The sequence below is a fragment of the Gulosibacter sediminis genome, assembly GCF_014904065.1.
Lineage (GTDB): Bacteria > Actinomycetota > Actinomycetes > Actinomycetales > Microbacteriaceae > Gulosibacter > Gulosibacter sediminis.
This window is the reverse complement of the sequence record NZ_JACXJG010000005.1, coordinates 262,799-263,579: the sequence shown is the minus strand read 5'-3', so window position 1 is coordinate 263,579 and position 781 is coordinate 262,799. Positions and strand designations below refer to the sequence as shown.

The window sequence follows — 781 nt, the reverse complement described above, 5'->3', positions numbered from 1 at the left end:
CCTGCTGCGGTTGAACCTGCGGTCGATCGTGGCGGAGTTCGGGATTCACACCAACGAGTCCGACACCGCCCTCCTGAACCGCGCATACGACGCGCACCGGTTGGGTACTGACTTTGTTGTGTGGCTCGACCCACTGCGCGAGGCTGCGGTGACGATGCGGCATGCTCGCGCGTTGCTGCGGCATGCGGGCATCGTGCCTGACGCGCGCCGCGATGAATACGCGAACAAGGTGCTCGAGCTCGCGAAGGGCGAGACCGTCGCCGCAACCGACGCATTCGCACGCAAGCTCGCCGCCCAACTGGGTGCTGAGNCGAGGCGGCGTTCGAGCACGAATACCAGGCCCGCCACGTCACGATCGAAGACCGCGACTTTGGCATGTCGCGCATCACTGCCGACGTTCCGACCCTGCAAGCCCACGCGATGTATGACCTCATGTACCAGCAAGCGAAAGCTTTGCGTGAGGAGCACGTGAACGAGGCTGACGAGCACCGTCGCCGCGTCCGCGACGCACAGGCACGTGGGGAAGCACTCTCCGCTGCAGACGCCGAGTTCATCGAGGATCCCCGCACCGTCCGCCAGCTCATGGCTGACCTGTTCGTGGAGACGTTCCTGACCTCGACGCCGCAAAGCGTGCGCGAATACGACGCCAAGGGCCGGCCGCGCGTTNACGGTGAGCATCGTCATCCCGATCATGAATCTCCTGAACCCGGACGCACCGCGCGATGTCGCGACGATCAACGGGATGACGCCGGTCAGCATGACCGAGGCCCACGAAATGGCA

1 protein-coding gene is annotated in these 781 nt (G+C 64.8%); it reads right to left on the bottom strand.

The window, feature by feature from the left end:
* Positions 1 to 298, bottom strand: a 298-nt coding sequence (locus ID132_RS13050; RefSeq protein ID WP_211198212.1) for a hypothetical protein, incomplete at its 3' end; no start/stop codon positions are given.
* Positions 299 to 781: the final 483 nt, after the last annotated feature.